15 protein-coding genes are annotated in these 15,210 nt (G+C 62.3%); 5 read left to right on the top strand and 10 right to left on the bottom strand.

Features of this window, described 5'->3' with window-relative positions:
- Positions 1 to 48: 48 nt before the first annotated feature.
- Complete coding sequence (gene mutS, locus HGO38_RS03755) at positions 49 to 2,700, bottom strand: DNA mismatch repair protein MutS (RefSeq protein ID WP_502941500.1); 2,652 nt, start codon at positions 2,698 to 2,700, stop codon at positions 49 to 51.
- Positions 2,701 to 2,899: 199 nt separating this feature from the next.
- Here mutS and HGO38_RS03750 point away from each other — a divergent pair, with 199 nt between their 5' ends.
- A complete protein-coding gene (locus HGO38_RS03750; RefSeq protein WP_250954597.1) occupies positions 2,900 to 5,185 on the top strand; it encodes an NADP-dependent malic enzyme in 2,286 nt (761 codons plus the stop codon).
- Position 5,186: 1 nt separating this feature from the next.
- Here the strand turns inward: HGO38_RS03750 and HGO38_RS03745 are convergent, their stop codons facing one another.
- Complete coding sequence (locus HGO38_RS03745) at positions 5,187 to 6,134, bottom strand: LysR substrate-binding domain-containing protein (protein ID WP_250954596.1); 948 nt, start codon at positions 6,132 to 6,134, stop codon at positions 5,187 to 5,189.
- A 126-nt stretch (positions 6,135 to 6,260) separates the two neighbouring features.
- On the opposite strand from HGO38_RS03745, the gene HGO38_RS03740 reads away from it, so the two are divergent.
- Complete coding sequence (locus HGO38_RS03740; RefSeq protein WP_250954595.1) at positions 6,261 to 6,482, top strand: hypothetical protein; 222 nt, start codon at positions 6,261 to 6,263, stop codon at positions 6,480 to 6,482.
- Between the two features lie 18 nt (positions 6,483 to 6,500).
- Here the strand turns inward: HGO38_RS03740 and olsB are convergent, their stop codons facing one another.
- The 8 genes from olsB to HGO38_RS03700 form a co-directional block, all read right to left on the bottom strand.
- The gene (gene olsB, locus HGO38_RS03735; RefSeq protein WP_250954594.1) at positions 6,501 to 7,379 is read right to left on the bottom strand and encodes a l-ornithine N(alpha)-acyltransferase; all 879 of its coding nucleotides are present in this window, start codon (positions 7,377 to 7,379) and stop codon (positions 6,501 to 6,503) included.
- 103 nt (positions 7,380 to 7,482) lie between these two features.
- The gene (locus HGO38_RS03730) at positions 7,483 to 9,129 is read right to left on the bottom strand and encodes a hybrid sensor histidine kinase/response regulator (RefSeq protein ID WP_250954593.1); all 1,647 of its coding nucleotides are present in this window, start codon (positions 9,127 to 9,129) and stop codon (positions 7,483 to 7,485) included.
- Positions 9,130 to 9,250: 121 nt separating this feature from the next.
- Positions 9,251 to 9,742, bottom strand: coding sequence for a signal peptidase II (gene lspA / locus HGO38_RS03725; protein WP_250954592.1), 492 nt, complete (start codon positions 9,740 to 9,742; stop codon positions 9,251 to 9,253).
- On the bottom strand, positions 9,739 to 10,599 hold the full coding sequence (locus HGO38_RS03720) for a TrmH family RNA methyltransferase (RefSeq protein WP_250954591.1): 861 nt from the start codon (positions 10,597 to 10,599) through the stop codon (positions 9,739 to 9,741). The genes lspA and HGO38_RS03720 overlap by 4 nt, the downstream gene beginning before the upstream one ends.
- Positions 10,596 to 11,765 (bottom strand): class I SAM-dependent methyltransferase, encoded by a 1,170-nt coding sequence (locus HGO38_RS03715; RefSeq protein ID WP_250954590.1) that lies wholly within the window; start codon positions 11,763 to 11,765, stop codon positions 10,596 to 10,598. The genes HGO38_RS03720 and HGO38_RS03715 overlap by 4 nt, the downstream gene beginning before the upstream one ends.
- Before the next feature lie 104 nt (positions 11,766 to 11,869).
- Positions 11,870 to 12,214 carry a lipopolysaccharide assembly protein LapA domain-containing protein gene (locus HGO38_RS03710; RefSeq protein ID WP_250954589.1) on the bottom strand — a complete coding sequence of 115 codons (345 nt, stop codon included), beginning with the start codon at positions 12,212 to 12,214 and terminating at the stop codon, positions 11,870 to 11,872.
- Positions 12,215 to 12,362: 148 nt separating this feature from the next.
- Entirely contained in the window at positions 12,363 to 12,665 is a 303-nt protein-coding gene (locus tag HGO38_RS03705) for an integration host factor subunit beta (RefSeq protein ID WP_250954588.1), read from the bottom strand.
- A gap of 129 nt (positions 12,666 to 12,794) precedes the next feature.
- Positions 12,795 to 12,950, bottom strand: coding sequence for a hypothetical protein (locus HGO38_RS03700; RefSeq protein WP_250954587.1), 156 nt, complete (start codon positions 12,948 to 12,950; stop codon positions 12,795 to 12,797).
- Between the two features lie 61 nt (positions 12,951 to 13,011).
- Between HGO38_RS03700 and lptC the strand changes: the two genes are divergently transcribed.
- Genes lptC through lptB form a run of 3 tightly spaced genes read left to right on the top strand, consistent with a single transcriptional unit; the run spans position 13,012 to position 15,080 of the window.
- On the top strand, positions 13,012 to 13,677 hold the full coding sequence (lptC, locus tag HGO38_RS03695; protein WP_250954586.1) for an LPS export ABC transporter periplasmic protein LptC: 666 nt from the start codon (positions 13,012 to 13,014) through the stop codon (positions 13,675 to 13,677).
- A 14-nt stretch (positions 13,678 to 13,691) separates the two neighbouring features.
- Entirely contained in the window at positions 13,692 to 14,252 is a 561-nt protein-coding gene (locus HGO38_RS03690; RefSeq protein ID WP_250954585.1) for an LptA/OstA family protein, read from the top strand.
- Positions 14,253 to 14,306: 54 nt separating this feature from the next.
- The gene (gene lptB / locus HGO38_RS03685; RefSeq protein WP_250954974.1) at positions 14,307 to 15,080 is read left to right on the top strand and encodes an LPS export ABC transporter ATP-binding protein; all 774 of its coding nucleotides are present in this window, start codon (positions 14,307 to 14,309) and stop codon (positions 15,078 to 15,080) included.
- Positions 15,081 to 15,210 lie beyond the last annotated feature (130 nt).

The raw sequence follows: 15,210 nt of genomic DNA, 5'->3' as shown, positions 1-15,210 counted from the left end.
TGGCGCGCTATAACGCGTTTCAAGCGCGCTCGACAACCATCTTAGCCATCAAGACTTGCCAAGTTGTTTCTTCAGGTCATAGAGCGCATCAAGCGCCTGACGCGGCGTCAGATCGTCAAGGTCCAATGCCCGAACCGCTTCCTCGACCTTCGACGGGCCGGCCTTGCGGGCTTCTTCCCGACGCACCGCGATCTGGAACAGCGGCAGGTCGTCGATCAGCTGGCTTGCCGGGTTCTTCCGGTCAGCATCTTCCAGTCGCGACAGCACATCCTTGGCGCGCAGGACAACCGAAGACGGCAGCCCGGCCAGACGCGCCACCTGGATGCCGTAGGACCGGTCGGCAGCGCCGGGGCCTACCTCGTGCAGAAAGATCACGTCATTGTCCCATTCCTTGACCCGCATTGTGACATTGGAAAGGCGATCGAGCTTTTCCGACAGGACGGTCAGCTCGTGGAAATGGGTGGCAAACAGCGAGCGGCAGCGATTGACCTGATGCAGGTGCTCGACCGTGGCCCAGGCGATCGACAGGCCGTCGAAGGTTGCCGTGCCGCGGCCGATTTCGTCGAGGATGACCAGGGAGCGGTCGCCGGCCTGGTTGAGGATTGCCGCCGTTTCGACCATCTCGACCATGAAGGTGGAGCGGCCGCGGGCCAGGTCGTCGGATGCGCCGACGCGCGAGAACAGCCGGTCGACAATGCCGATATGGGCCGATCCGGCCGGCACGAAGGAACCCATCTGGGCGAGAATGGCGATCAGCGCATTCTGTCGCAGAAAGGTCGATTTACCGCCCATGTTGGGGCCGGTCAGCAGCCAGATCGCCCCGTCGGCCGCCCCATCGGTTGGCGACAGATCGCAATTGTTGGCGATGAACGGACCGGAGGACTGGCGGCGCAGTGCCTGCTCGACGACCGGATGGCGGCCGGCGACAATCGAAAACATACGGCTGTCGTCGACGATCGGCCGGCAATAGCCCTGCTCTTCGGCAAGCGTTGCGAGACCCACCGCGACATCGATGGCGGCCAGCGCCCGCGCGGCGGCCTTGATCGCCTCAGCCTCCGTCACGACAGCTTCCACCATGCGCGCGAAGGCCTTCAGCTCGATTTCAAGCGCCCGGGCCGCCGCATTGGCGATGCGGCTTTCGAGATCGGCCAGCTCGGTGGTGGTGAAGCGCATGGCATTGGCCATGGACTGGCGATGGATGTAGCGGGCCTTGGCGGCGTCGGTGTCAATCATCGGCCCGGCATTGCTGGCCGTCACCTCGATGAAATAGCCGAGCACATTGTTGTGCTTGATCTTCAGCGACTTGATGCCGGTCTCTTCGCAATATTGCAGCTGCAGGCCGGCAATGACGCGGCGCGACTGGTCGCGCAGCGCCCGTACCTCGTCCAGATCCGCATCCGCACCATCGCGCAGAAAACCGCCGTCGCGCTTCAGCAAGGGCAATTCGTCGGCCAGCAGGTTTGTCAGCATGGCCTCCAGCGGATCTGGCAAGGCCTGGAGCTCCGACGCGGCGGCGCGCAACTCTGCCGGCAGATCGACATTCTGGAACAGCACACCGATATCCCTGGCTGTCGCCAGTCCCTGGCGGATGGCAAGCAAGTCGCGCGGGCCACCACGGTCGAGCGCCAGCCGCGACAAGGCCCGCGGCATGTCAGGCGCGCGCTTCAGGACTGCACGCAGACGATCGGCCAACGACGGTTCCGACAGCAGAAAGGCGATGGCATCCTGCCGGTCGGCGATCGCCTCCGGATCGGTCAGCGGTGACATCAGCCGCTCGGCGAGCAGCCGCGCGCCGCCGCCGGTCACGGTGCGGTCGATGACTTTCAGCAGCGCGCCGTCGCGGCTGCCCGACAATGTCTTGACCAGTTCCAGATTGGCCCGCGTCGCCGCATCGATGAAGAGAGTCGAGGACGCCGACTGGCGCTCGGGAAGGCCAAGCGGTGGGCGCTCGGCGAACTGGGTCTTTTCGACATAGGCGACGGCGGCGGCGGCCGCGGCCATTTCGGCGCGGGAAAAGCTTCCGAAACCGTCGAGCGTCTTCACGCCGAAATAGCGGGTGATCCGGCCTTCCGCCGCGGCACTGTCGAACAGCACGGCCGGCTGCGGCACGACGACACGGCCTAGCACGTCAAAGACCGGGCGAATCTCGGGATCCTGGAACAGCGCGTCGGCGACGATCAGTTCGCTCGGCTCGATGCGCGAAATATCGGCGAGCAGCCGCGCGGCATCCGTCTCGGCCAGCCGGAAAACGCCGGTGGAAATGTCGATCCAGGCCAGCGCCAGCTGCGGCTCTGAACCGCCACGCACGCGGGCCAGCGCCATCAGATAGTTGGATTCGGATGGCGAAAGCAGCTTTTCCTCGGTGATTGTGCCGGGCGTCACCAGCCGCACGACATCGCGCTTGACCACCGATTTGGAGCCGCGCCGCTTGGCTTCCGCCGGGTCCTCGATCTGCTCGCACACGGCGACGCGGAAACCGAGCCCGATCAGCCGCTGCAAATAGTCGTCGGAGGCATGCACCGGCACGCCGCACATGGGGATTTCCTGGCCCATATGCTGGCCCCGCTTGGTCAGCGTGATGCCGAGCGCGCGCGACGCCTCGACGGCATCCTCGAAGAACAGCTCGTAGAAATCACCCATGCGATAGAACAGCAGCGAACCGGGATTGTTCGCCTTGATCTCGATATACTGCTCCATCATCGGCGTGGCGGAGGCACGGCTCTCCTCCGACGCGAGTTCGGCGACGTTCAAAACCTCGGCAGCAGGCGCGTTTTCGATTGTCACGATCCTCATATTTTCTTGGGCGAAAAGTCGTGCAACACTAACGACGTCAACGCGCCAAAGACAATAACAAAGGGCTGCCACACGCATGGCTGCCCACAACTAGGTTTGAGGAAACATGCCGATCAAGGACAAAGCCGAGCGGACGCGCACGTCCGTCACCGAGCAGGAAGCGCTCGATTTCCATTCGCAGGGACGCCCCGGCAAGCTGGAGATCACCCCCACCAAGGCCATGGCCACGCAGCGCGACCTGTCGCTTGCCTATTCGCCCGGCGTCGCGGTGCCGGTCAAGGCGATCGCCGCCGATCCGGCCACGGCCTACGACTACACGACGCGCGGCAACATGGTGGCCGTCATCTCCAACGGCACGGCGATTCTCGGCCTCGGCAACTTGGGCGCGCTGGCCTCCAAGCCCGTGATGGAGGGCAAGGCTGTGCTCTTCAAGCGCTTTGCCGACGTGGACAGCATCGACCTTGAAGTCGATACCGAGAATGTCGAGGAATTCATCAATTGCGTGCGCTATCTCGGCCCCTCGTTCGGCGGCATCAATCTGGAAGACATCAAGGCGCCGGACTGCTTCATCATCGAGCAGCGCCTGCGCGAACTGATGGACATTCCGGTCTTCCACGACGACCAGCATGGCACCGCGATCATTGCCGCCGCCGGATTGATCAATGCGCTTGAACTGACCGGGCGCGATTTCAAGACCACCAAGCTGGTCTGCAACGGCGCCGGTGCTGCGGCGATCGCCTGCATCGAACTGATCAAGAGCATGGGTTTTCCCCATGAGAACATCATTCTCTGCGACACCAAGGGCGTCATCTACCAGGGCCGCACCGAGGGCATGAACCAGTGGAAATCGGCGCATGCGGCCAGGACCGACCGCCGCAGCCTGGCGGAGGCCATGGCCGGAGCAGACGTCGTGCTCGGCCTGTCGCAGAAAGGCGCCTTCAGCGCCGAGATGATCCGCTCGCTGGCGCCCAATCCGATCATCTTCGCGATGGCCAATCCCGACCCGGAAATCACGCCGGAAGAGGTCGCGCAGATCCGCAGCGATGCGATCATGGCAACCGGGCGGTCGGATTATCCGAACCAGGTCAACAATGTGCTGGGCTTTCCCTATATCTTCCGTGGCGCTCTCGACGTGCGGGCCTCGTCGATCAACGAGGCGATGAAGAGCGCTGCGGCGCAGGCGCTGGCAAGCCTTGCCCGCGAAGACGTGCCGGACGACGTGGTGGCGGCCTATCAGGGCAACCGGCCGCGCTTCGGGCCGCAATACATCATTCCCGTACCCTTCGATCCCAGGCTGATCTCGGCCATTCCGGTGGCCGTGGCCAAGGCTGCCATGGAGAGCGGCGTGGCCCGCAAGGCGATCCCCGATCTCGACGCCTATGCCCGCGAGTTGTCTGCCCGGCGCGACCCGATCGCGGCGACGACGCAGCGGCTCTATGAGCGGGTCAAGACCCATCCCAAGCGCGTGGTCTTTGCCGAGGGCGAGGAAGAACAGGTGATGCGGGCGGCCATCTCGTTTGCCACCCAGGGGCTTGGCACCGCCATTCTGCTGGGTCGCGACGAACCGCTGAAGGCGACCGCCGAGCGCGCCGGAATCGACCTCGACCGTCCCGGCATCGAACTGGTCAATGCCCGCGTGTCGACCCGTGTCGAGGCCTATACGGACTATCTCTACGCCCGTCTGCAGCGCAAGGGTTACCTGCATCGCGACTGCCAGCGGCTGATCAACACAGACCGCAACCATTTCGCGGCCTGCATGGTGGCGCTCGGCGATGCCGATGCCATGGTGACGGGCACAACGCGCAATTATTCCACCGCTCTGGAAGACGTGCGCCGCTGCATCGACGCAAAACCCGGCCATCGGGTGATCGGCGTATCGCTGGTGCTGTCGCGCGGCCGCACCGTGCTGGTGGCCGATACGGCCGTGCACGACATGCCGACGGCGGAAGAACTGGCCGATATTGCCGAGGGCGCTGCCGGTCTTGCCCGGCGCATGGGCTATGAGCCGCGCGTGGCGCTCCTGGCCTATTCGACCTTCGGTCATCCGACGGGAGAGCGCTCCGAGCGGCTACGCGAGGCGGTGAAGATCCTCGACAACCGCCAGGTCGATTTCGAATATGACGGCGAGATGGGCGCGGATGTGGCGCTCAACGTGCATCGCATGGAGCAATATCCGTTCTGCCGCCTGTCGGGCACGGCCAATGTGCTGGTCATGCCGGCCTTCCACTCGGCCTCGATTTCCACCAAGATGCTGCAGGAACTCGGCGGCTCGACCGTGATCGGTCCCCTGCTGGTCGGCCTCGACAAGTCGGTGCAGATCGCCCAGATGGGCGCCAAGGATACCGATATCGTCAACATGGCGACGATTGCCGCCTATAACGCCGGCGAATAGCTCAGTCGGATGCGGGCTGCCACGGCGGCTGCTCGCATCCGGTCGCCACCACCTGCTTCAACTTGGCCATGTCGGCGCTAAGCTCTTCGCGCAGCCAGCGCTTGAACGCGTCGATGCGCTCGCTGCGGCGGGCATTTTCGGCCGTGACGAAATAATGTCCGTCGCCGGTCTCTGCCCAGGGGCCGAAGGGCACGACCAATTGTCCGGCCTGGATGGCATGGGAGGCCAATGTCTGCCAGGCGAGCATGACACCCTGACCGGAGATTGCGGCATCCAGGCAAAGCGATGCCTCGTTGAAGACGTGCCGGCTTTCCACCGGCCGGCCGGCAAGGCCCACGTCCCGCAGCCAGACATCCCAGGAGAACATCGCCCTGCCGTCGCGGATGACCGGCAGGTCCAAGAGATCGGCCGGCTCTTTCAGTCGCGCGGCAAGCGCCGGCGTGCAGACCGGAAAGACCAACTGTTCCAGCAGAAGTTCGGAGCGAACGCCCGGCCATTTACCCCGTCCGACACGAATGCACAGATCGACATCCGATGTTGCCGGATCGGTCAGGTTGGAGGATGCGTCGATCCGGAGGCTGATATCCGGGCAGCGTTCGGAGAAACTGCCAAGACGGTTGACCAGCCAGCGGGCGGCGAAGACAGGGGCCACCGAAATGGTCAGCACATTCTCGTCGCGCCGATGGGCCGCGGCCACCGCGCTCGACACGAGCCGGAAGCCTTCGCCAAGCCGGGTGAGAATGACCTGCCCGACCTCGGTTGCCACCATGCCCTTCGGCGTGCGCTCGAACAGCTGGCGGCCAAGCTGCTGTTCCGACTTGATGACCTGTTGGCTGACGGCGCCGATCGACACGCCCAGCTCTGCGGCAGCGGCCTGGAGCGATCCAAGCCGGCCCACCGCTTCGACGGCGCGCAGGCCGTTCAGATGCACGAGATTGAGGTTTTGCATATAGTTTCTCTATAGCAAATGCGTGCACATCTCAATTGAAGACTGGTCCCGGAAGAGCGACCGTGCGCCAAGGATTAATCTCTGCAAACGGCAGGATAGCATCCGTCACGAGAAAGGCACGGATCCATGTTCAAGTTTTTCTGGAGCAAGGCTCGCCATCGGGGTGACCGTATTTCGCAAGGCGACGACGTCTGGCGACGGGATCCGCTCAGCCATCCGGCCTTGAGGGTGATGACGGAGCGCGAGCTGGCCGATCTGCCGATGGAGCCGCGCTGTTTCCTCGCCGAGCCCGAACGGGAGGTACCCGTCAAAAAGAACCCGCCAACTCACGAACAGAGGGCGGGCTGAGGACTGGACGGAAGAAAATCAGCTGGCGAAGCGGCCGGCGTCAGCGCCGTAATAGTTGAGATAGCGATCCGAAATGCTGGTGATCGGCAGGATGATCAGCACGTCGGTGGTGTTGAAGGCATGATCGACGACGGCCCCGGAGCCGACCATGGCGCCGACGCGCAGATAGCCCTTGATCAGCGGCGGCATGGCCGACAGTGCCTTGCGGGCGCTGATCGCTTCCTCCGGCATCAGATCCATGGTGCGGAACAGTTCGGGGCGGGCCTCGACGGCCCAGTCACCCTGCGCCAGGGAATTGTTGTGCAGGAAAGACAGCGCCAGGGCATGGGCCTCCGGGCGAACGCCGGGAAACGAGCCGCAGCCGAACATGGCATCGACACCGTGCCGCAGCGCATAGGCCCAATTGCCCTGCCACAACAGTTCCAGGGTCCGCTTGGTGCGATATTCCGGCAGCACGCAGGAGCGACCGAGTTCCATGAAGCGCTTGTCGGGGTGGCGGGCGAGCAGATCACCGATCGCGAATTCCGAAGACGAGTAATAACCGCCATTGGCCAGCGCCACATCATGGCGCAGCAGGCGATAGGTGCCGACGATCTGGTCTTCCGGATCGCCCTCGATGGCGCGGTCGAGTACGAGAAGATGATCGCAGATCGCATCCCAGCCATCGATATCGCGCTTACAACGCATGGCGTCCGGCGCCAGCTGGGCCTTCATCTCTTCGACGAAGACCCGAAACCGCACCGACTGGGCCGCATCAACTTCGCTTTGGGTGCGGGCAAGCCGGGTTTCCAGTGTGCCGATCCGGCCGAGGATGTCGCTGTTCTCCGCGCTCGGAGCGCGCGGCGAGGCCTTATTGCCGTCAAGCAGGCCAGAGCGTTCTAACAATTCAAGTGTCATGGCGATTCGTCCGGAACCTGTTCAGGTTAAGGCCATAAACCATGGATGTACGACAGGATCGTGACAGCATTTGTCACATCCGGGCAGCACTTGCCAGCCCAGATCAGCCGGTTTGTGACGCTTTCGACTGAAAGGACGCCAAAGTCTGGACCTCCTTCAGCAAGCGATTGGGCTTGACCGGCTTTTCCAGCACGAGGTCGGCGCCGTTGGCAAGCACCTCGGTGCGGATATGGTCGCGGCTGTCGCCGGTCAGAACGATGACCGGCGTGCGGCTCTGGCGCCGCAATTGCTCGACCATGCGGATATAGCGGATAACGGCCGGCCCATCACCGCCCGGCATGCCGAGATCGGTGATAACAAGATCGAAACTGACGCCGTCCTCCGCCGAGACCGCGCGGCGCAGGGCATCGAAATCGGTGACCGCCACGACCTTGTGGCCGGCCTTGCTCAGCACGGCCAGCAGCAGCGTCGCATTGATGGGGTCATCCTCGGCCATCAGAACACGAAGCGCCTTGCCATGCAGGCCCTCCGTCGGGGCTGGCTCGTCGGATTGCACAGACGGCGCCTGAGGCGGTTCGCGAACTTCTACGCCCCGCATGACACCCAGCAGAACATCGACAAGGGTCTGCTCCCGCAGCGGCCGGATAAGCCAGGCATCAAAGCCCGGATGCGGCCGTCCCGAGCGTTCCTCGGGGCTGACCAGATAGATCTTGCGAACCGGCCCGTAGCGGTCCAGCCGCGCCGCGACATCCCTGCTGAATTCGCCGACGCAACGGTGATCGACGATGATGTCGGTAAACGGCCGCGCTTCATCGGCTGCCCTGTCGATGGCGGCCAGCACTGAGCCGGCATCCATGGCGTGGCGGCATACGCCGCCGAGTGCACGGATGGTGGCCGCCGTTGCTTCGGCGGAAGGTCCATCCGGGGCCAGCAGCAGGACGGCAGAGCGCGTCAAGGCCATGCAGCGTTCGAAAAATCCGCCGTCGTCATGCTTGCCGGTCGGCAAGCGGATCTCGAAGATACTGCCCTCGCCCCGGCGGCTGTGAGCCAGAGAGAGCGATCCGCCCTGGGCGCGCATCAGCCGTTCGGAGATCGCCAGGCCGAGACCCGTGCCGCCGCTCTTCTGCGTGGAATCGCCGGACTGGGAGAATTCGAGAAACAGGCGCGACTGCTCTTCGCTGTCCATGCCAGGCCCGCTGTCGCGGATCTGGATGAGAAGCGCATCGCCATCCAGGCAGGCACTAACAAGCACGCCGCCCTTTGCCGTGAACTTGACCGCATTGCCGATGACATTGAACAGAACCTGGCGAAGGCGGGCCGCATCGACATCGAGCATATCAGGAACATCGGCACTGATCGTTGCGGCAATCTCCACGCCTTTTTCATGGGCGCGATGCGCCAGCATCTCGATGACGCTCTCCACCAGCCGCCTTGGGCTGACGATTTCCTTGTGAAGGGAAAAACGCCCGGCATCGAGGGTGGAAAAATCGAGCAGATCGGCCACCAGCTGCTGCAGGGCTTCGCCCGATTGCACGATACCGGCCAGATAGTTCTTCTGCTCGGCGGTCAGGCTGGTTCGCTCCAGCAGGTGGCTCATGCCGAGAATACCGTTCAGCGGCGTGCGCATCTCGTGACTGACGGTCGCCAGCAGGCGAGTCTTGGCGGCATTGACCCGTTCGGCGCGGGCTAGAAGTTCAACCGCATCCTCACCGCCGCCGCGCTGTGCCGGCGGCCGCGCAGCGGCCATCATGTCCCATCCGAACGCAAGGCCGGGGACAAATCTCAGCCATTTCTGCAGTCGCGCACGCGTAGCCATTGGTGGACAGTATCAGACAGCTGATTTCGAGAACGTGTGCCAAAATGCTCAAGTTTTACGGTTTTGGCTGTCTCTTCCCGAGGATCTCGTTGAGGAGAATGAGGCCTGCACCCAGGGTGATCAGGCTATCGGCGAGATTGAACACGGCAAAAGACCATGTCTGAGTGTAGAACAGCACGTAGTCGATCACATGTCCGTAAACGAAACGGTCGACCAGATTGCCGATCGCCCCGGCAATGATCATCGCATAGCCCAGATGGGCAAAACGATGGGTGGCGTCCGTCTGACTCCAGAGCCAGAGCACGAAGGCGACGATGAGCAGCCGCATGCCGACGATGAACCAGCCATCCATGCCGGAGAGCATGGAAAAGGCCACGCCGAGATTGTGGGTGCGGTAGAGGGCGAGCATCGGCATCACCGGCACGGCCTCGTGCATCGGCAGATAGGCTTCCACCGCCGTCTTGACCGCCTGATCGACGAGAAGAGCCGCCAGGATCAGCAGCACGGCCGGCAGGGGGCGGGAGAAAAGCGCAGGTCTGTCGGTCATGTCGGCTCGTCGAGTTTCAAAAGGTCGCGGCGCGCCTCGAACAGCATCACGCCCGTGGCAATCGCCAGATTGAGCGAGTCGGCGCGGCCGGACTGCGGAATGCGGGCCAGCACATCGGCCTGGCGGGCAAGCTCCTCCGGGAGGCCGGACTGCTCATTGCCCATCATCAGGACCACCGGCTTGCGGCGATAATCGACTGTCCGATAGTCAATGGCGCCGGCCAGATGGGTGGCGACCACCTGTGCACCGCTCGAAGCCTTCCACGCCAGGAACTCGGCGACGGTGGCCTTCACCAGCGGCAGGGCAAACATCGAGCCCATGGTGGCGCGCACGGTTTCCATGGAAAACGGATCGGTACAGTCGCCGAGCAGCATCACACCGGAGGCGCCGGCAGCATCGGCGGTGCGGATGATCGTGCCGAGATTGCCGGGATCACGCACCCGATCGAGCGCGATCCAGGTCTGGCCGGTCGACAGTTTGACGTCACGCAGCGGCATCCAGCGCTGATCGAAAACGCCGGCCACCATCTGCGGATTTTCCCGGCGGGTGATCGATGCCATGACCTTTTCGCTGACTTCCAGCACCAGGCCGCCGGACGCCACCGTCTTGGCGGCGATCTTCTCGACCAGCGGCTTGCCTTTGGCGGCTTTCGAATAGATCAGGGTGCGAATGGTCCAGCCGAGTTCCAGGGCATCGATGACCAGTTTCAGCCCTTCCGCCATGAAGGTTCTGGTCTCATCGCGCGTCTTTTTCTGCGACAGCGCCTTGATATCCTTGACAATCGGATTGGCAAGGCTGGTCACTTCCTTGACCTGGCCGACCCGGCGGGGTCCGTGGTCGCGATAATCGTCCGTCATTTTGGCACCCAGCGGCTGAAAAGAGAGGTCGAAAGCGCCCGGCCGGGCGTTTTGCCATCCACTCCGGTCTCCCGGATCACCAGTTCGCCGGATTCCACGGTGCCGCGCTTGCCGCGCATGGTCTCGCGCATCAGTTCGTGGATCGAATAGAAGCTCGCACGAATGGAATAGGCCGTCAGCACCAGGCCTTCGGCCCTCGGTGACAGGATATCGCGGCAAATGTCGAGCATGGCCGGCAGATGGTCGAACAGTTGCCAGACCTCGCCATTCGGTCCGCGGCCGAATTTCGGCGGATCGGTGAGGATGATGTCGTAGTGGCTGCCGCGGCGCTGCTCACGCTGGATGAACTTCATGGCGTCGTCGCAGATCCAGCGGATCGGCGCCTTGTCCATGCGGCTCAGCGCCTGATTTTCGCGGGCCCAGCCGATGGCCTTCTTGGACGCATCGACATGGGTGACTTCCGCGCCGGCCCGAGCGGCGATCAACGAGGCGACGCCGGTATAGCCGAACAGGTTGAGGACTTTCAGCGGCGTCTTGGACGCTTCTATGCGCTCCTTCATCCAGGTCCAATGGGCGATCTGCTCGGGAAAGACGCCGACATGGCGAAAGGCGGTGAAACGGCCGAGGAAATCGACGCCGAGCAGAGCAAGCGGCCAGGTTTCGCCCAGCGCCTCGCGCGGAAAGCGCCAGCGGCCCATGCCTTCCTCATCCGTATCGCCGGAAAATACCGCATCGGCCCGCTCCCATACATGGGCGGGCAAAGCCGGCGGCCAGAGCGCCTGGGCTTCCGGCCGGATGATGCGATAGGGACCATATTGTTCGAGCTTGAGCCCGTGACCGCTGTCGATCAGATGGAAATCGCCGGCACCGGCCGATTCCAGAATGAGCGGCACCCGTTCGCCGGGGCGCTCGCCGGCACGCAGTTCAAGGCGCTCCGGTGGCGGCGCGGATGCTTCCGCCTTGGCGGATCTCACCGGCTCATCACGCCCACCGACGGCTCGCCCCGAAGCGCGCTCAACCCGCTCTGCACCATCGGGCCGCTCTGCGCCATCTGGCCGCTGCGCGCCATCGGGCTTGCCCGCAAAGACACGCTTTTCAGGGCGGCGCGGCTTTAAGGCTCCGGGTTCGGTCACCTTTGGCGGAGACCGGCGTATCTTGTTCTTCACGGCTTGATCGGCTTTCCATGGCTTTCGTCGATGTCAGCCCTTAGCATTGCCGGGCCAGCGCGAAAAGCGCTTTCCGGCAGGCGATCCGGACGCGGCAGACTAAATTACTTCGACGGCAGTTGTGCCAGGCCCTGCCCTGCGATCTGTTCGGCACGCTTCTTGTGCTGGTCGGCTTCGGCCTGCCAGCGCATGGCGGAGCGCGATTCGCGCTTGGCGCGCTTGCGGTATTTGCCCTGCGACCACCAGGTCGCCAGAGAGCCGGCAAAGAGTCCGAGCAGGAAGGCCAGAAACAGAAAGACGAAGAACGGTGCTGCGACCGAAAGAACCTGGTCGCCCGGTTGAAACGGATTGAGCGCCAGGCTGACGGTCTGCCGGTTGGCGACGGAAAGGACGATCAAGACAATTCCGAGCGGCACCAGAATGACCAGGTTGACGATCTTTTTCATCATCGTGCATTCTCCTTCGCGGCCGCAGCGGCCGCCTTCATGCTTTGCTGTCCCTCAGAATAGGAGCAAATGCATGGCAATCAAGGGCAGGATTGCCGCGCCCGGATCATCATCCGCATGCCTGGTGGCGCGGATCAGGTCAAAACAGGGCTTATTCGTCCGCCTCGTCATCCATTCCGGGGTTCAGGCGCTCGCGCAATTCCTTGCCGGTCTTGAAGAACGGCACCCATTTTTCCTCGACGAAGACGGTTTCGCCGGTTCGAGGATTGCGCCCCGATCGCGATGGGCGGTTCTTGACCGAGAAGGCACCAAAACCTCTCAGTTCGACACGATTGCCCCCTGCAAGCGCATCGGTGATTTCATCGAGAACGGCATTGACGATATTTTCAACGTCACGGTGATAGAGGTGCGGGTTCCTTGCCGCAACAATCTGCACCAGTTCCGATTTAATCACGGTCGCCCCCTGAAAACTTTGTCGTCGGATGGTAGAAAGTGCCAAACCCCAAAAAGGTCGTCAAGAACAGGTCCCGACCCGGACCAAGCCCGGCGACATGGCGTAAAACATCACAAACACTTGAATGAATCAATCGCTTAAGCCAATCCGCCGCATCAAATATGCCGTAGCGGCCGGGCAGTCGGGATAAACGCAGGCCAAGGCCTCTTTTCGACCTCGTCTTGTATCGCGGCTAAAAAAATCCATATTGGCAAGCCAAGGCAATAATGCGAAACGTCCCACCATGGGAAGCCTCCTCTTTACGGACCCTTAGTGTGATCGGACCGACTTCAAACAGGCCAAACGAATGCTGAACCGCCTGGACAATAGCAAGGCAGGAGCCATTGCGGCGCCTGCCGGCGATCTTTACCGGCGGGCCATGGAGCATTCGGGACGAGTGCGCCGGCTGAAAGTGCTTTTGCCTTTGGCCGCGCTGCTGATTTCGCTGGCCTTCGTCGGGGTTTCCGTGGTCCGCGCCTATCTGCCGGAAAACCTGAAGCTTGAATCGGCCCGGATCGAAAACGGCAAGGTCGTCATGGAGAAGCCGGCCGTCTCCGGGCGCAATGCCGACGGTATCAGCTATTCGATGAGTGCGCTGCGGGCGCTGCAGGATATCAAGAACCCCAACATCATCACTCTTGAAACCATCAAGGCTGCCGTGCCGGTCAACGACAAGATCATTGCCCGGATCGAGGCAACCAGCGGCATCTTCGATCGCGCCAATGATCGGCTCGACATGGAAGAACCTTTCGTCATCAAATTGAGCACCGGCCTTGAGGCGCATTTCCAGTCCGCCCATCTCGACATCAAGGGCGGAACCATGAATACGACCGACCCCATCGCAATTACCGCCAAAGAAGCTTCGATTGTTGCACAGTCTCTCAAGATGACGGATAAGGGACGCATCATCACCTTTGCGGGTGCCGTTCGCGTCAATATCGAACCATCCGCTATTCGCAACACGGACAACTGAAGAGCCGGCCCGCCATGAAAACCATCTGCCGTTCATCGTTTTACAGGGCTTTCTCGCTGCTTGCGGCAAGCGGGCTGGCGCTTGGGCTGGCATCAACGGTCATGGCCCAGGCAACCAGCAAAAACATGGACGGCATGAAGCTGTCCAACGACCAGCCGATCCAGATCGAAAGCGACCAGCTGGAGATCCGCGAGCAGGACAAAGTTGCGGTCTTCACCGGCAATGTGAAGGTTGTTCAGGGCACGACCACGCTGCAGGCCGGACTGATGACGGTCTACTATCGCGGTGAAGGCACCTCGGTCACCAATGGCGATGCGGATATCGAGAAGATCGACGTGTCGCAGAAGGTGTTCCTGTCGTCCGGAACGCAACAGGCCACCGCCGACAGCGGCGAATTCAACCTGGCGGCCCAGGTCTTTACGCTCCAGGGCGACCGCGTCGTCCTGTCGGAAGGGCAGAATGTGTTTATCGGCTGTAAGCTGACGGTTAAAATGACCACCGGTGAGGCGAAGCTCGATAGCTGCGGCGGACGCGTGCAGATTCAGCTGGATCCCAAATCCGCCAAGAAACCATAGGTTTCCGAACAGATCGTGAAAATATCCTCTCTCAAATCCATCATCCCGAAGTCATTGGCGCGCCAACCTGCGCTGACTGAGCCCGTGCGCGACAAGAGCCGCTACGAGGGCACGCTGATCGCCCACGGGCTGACCAAAAGCTATAATACGCGGCGCGTGGTGAACGGCGTTTCGCTGGTGGTCCGACGCGGCGAGGCCGTTGGACTGCTCGGGCCGAACGGTGCCGGCAAGACCACCTGCTTTTACATGATCACCGGCCTGGTGCCGGTCGATGCCGGGACGATTGCCATCAATGGCAATGACGTCACTTCCATGCCGATGTACCGGCGGGCGCGGCTGGGCGTTGGCTATCTGCCGCAGGAAGCGTCAATCTTCCGCGGGCTGACGGTCGAGGCGAATATTCGCGCTGTGCTGGAACTGCATGAACGTGACAAGACCAAGCGCGAACACAAGCTGAACGAGTTGTTGAACGAGTTCAATATCGAGAAGCTGCGCAAGTCGCCGGCCGTTGCGCTTTCGGGCGGCGAGCGGCGGCGCCTGGAAATTGCCCGGGCGCTGGCGACCGATCCGACCTTCATGCTGCTCGACGAACCGTTTGCCGGCGTCGATCCCATTTCAGTTTCCGATATCCAGAATCTGGTTCGGCACTTGACGGCGCGCGGTATCGGGGTTTTGATTACGGACCACAATGTCCGCGAAACTCTCGGGTTGATCGACAGGGCCTATATCATCCATGCGGGTGAAGTTCTGACCCATGGTCGGGCCAATGACATCGTCAACAACCCGGATGTGCGCCGTCTGTATCTCGGCGATAAATTCAGCCTCTGACGCGCTTGCAGCGCAACAAAATCTGCCCGCTCCTCTAGTCCCGCTTGACCAAACCAAATAAAAAAGCAATTTTTGGGCCAGTTAGGATTTCTGCGTTTCACGAAACGGAACAAAAGAGGTCCAAAGAGGA

It is taken from the genome of Rhizobium sp. CG5 (assembly GCF_023701945.1).
In the GTDB taxonomy this organism is placed as follows: Bacteria; Pseudomonadota; Alphaproteobacteria; order Rhizobiales; family Rhizobiaceae; genus Allorhizobium.
The sequence above is the reverse complement of the archived record's forward strand: the minus strand, read 5'-3'. Positions and strand labels throughout refer to the sequence as shown.

Coding starts and splice junctions, on each gene's coding strand:
- HGO38_RS03745 (WP_250954596.1), bottom strand. CDS start 6,134: ATGCAAAACCTCAATCTCGTGCATCTGAACGGCCTGCGCGCCGTCGAA.
- HGO38_RS03710 (WP_250954589.1), bottom strand. CDS start 12,214: ATGATGAAAAAGATCGTCAACCTGGTCATTCTGGTGCCGCTCGGAATT.
- HGO38_RS03690 (WP_250954585.1), top strand. CDS start 13,692: ATGAAAACCATCTGCCGTTCATCGTTTTACAGGGCTTTCTCGCTGCTT.
- lptC (WP_250954586.1), top strand. CDS start 13,012: ATGCTGAACCGCCTGGACAATAGCAAGGCAGGAGCCATTGCGGCGCCT.
- HGO38_RS03700 (WP_250954587.1), bottom strand. CDS start 12,950: ATGGTGGGACGTTTCGCATTATTGCCTTGGCTTGCCAATATGGATTTT.
- HGO38_RS03740 (WP_250954595.1), top strand. CDS start 6,261: ATGTTCAAGTTTTTCTGGAGCAAGGCTCGCCATCGGGGTGACCGTATT.
- olsB (WP_250954594.1), bottom strand. CDS start 7,379: ATGACACTTGAATTGTTAGAACGCTCTGGCCTGCTTGACGGCAATAAG.
- lspA (WP_250954592.1), bottom strand. CDS start 9,742: ATGACCGACAGACCTGCGCTTTTCTCCCGCCCCCTGCCGGCCGTGCTG.
- HGO38_RS03730 (WP_250954593.1), bottom strand. CDS start 9,129: ATGATGGCCGCTGCGCGGCCGCCGGCACAGCGCGGCGGCGGTGAGGAT.
- HGO38_RS03720 (WP_250954591.1), bottom strand. CDS start 10,599: ATGACGGACGATTATCGCGACCACGGACCCCGCCGGGTCGGCCAGGTC.
- mutS (WP_502941500.1), bottom strand. CDS start 2,700: ATGATGGAGCAGTATATCGAGATCAAGGCGAACAATCCCGGTTCGCTG.
- HGO38_RS03750 (WP_250954597.1), top strand. CDS start 2,900: ATGCCGATCAAGGACAAAGCCGAGCGGACGCGCACGTCCGTCACCGAG.